We start from the raw sequence: 484 nt of genomic DNA on the forward strand, positions 1-484 counted from the left end.
TACTCGGCCTTGCTCAGAAGATCACCCATGGCTGGCTCCCGAAGAAATGTTGGCTACGTTACGTTTGAGTTCAGTAATGACCGACGCGAARCTCTGCTTTTCGTCCGCTTCAAGTGGCTGCAATGGCAGGCGCACGTTACCGACTTTCAATCCGGCAACTTCRCAGCCGTACTTGATCGACTGCACGAACTTGCCACCGTCCAGGGCATTCATCAGCGGCATCATTGCMGACATGATTTGACGGCCTTTGTCGAAGTTCTTTTCGATCACGCAGGCTTCATAAAGCGCRACGTGTTCCTTGGGCAGGAAGTTGGAACCTGCGCACACCCARCTGCGGGCGCCCCARGCAAAAAACTCGAGGGCCTGGTCGTCCCATCCGCAGGACAARGCGATGTTGGGGAACTGCCGGGCCAGCATATGCACCTGGCCCATGTCGCCGGAACTTTCCTTGATGGCGACGACGTTTTTCGATTGGCTGACACGC

General features: G+C 56.0%; 1 protein-coding gene. It reads right to left on the reverse strand.

Annotation, left to right across the window (positions count from 1 at the left end):
- Positions 1-21 precede the first annotated feature (21 nt).
- Positions 22-484 (reverse strand): dihydrodipicolinate synthase family protein (locus AC1D1M_RS31495; protein ID WP_477778707.1); only part of this gene is annotated, 463 nt, incomplete at its 5' end.

The sequence above is a fragment of the Pseudomonas sp. P1_F7 genome (assembly GCF_056405655.1).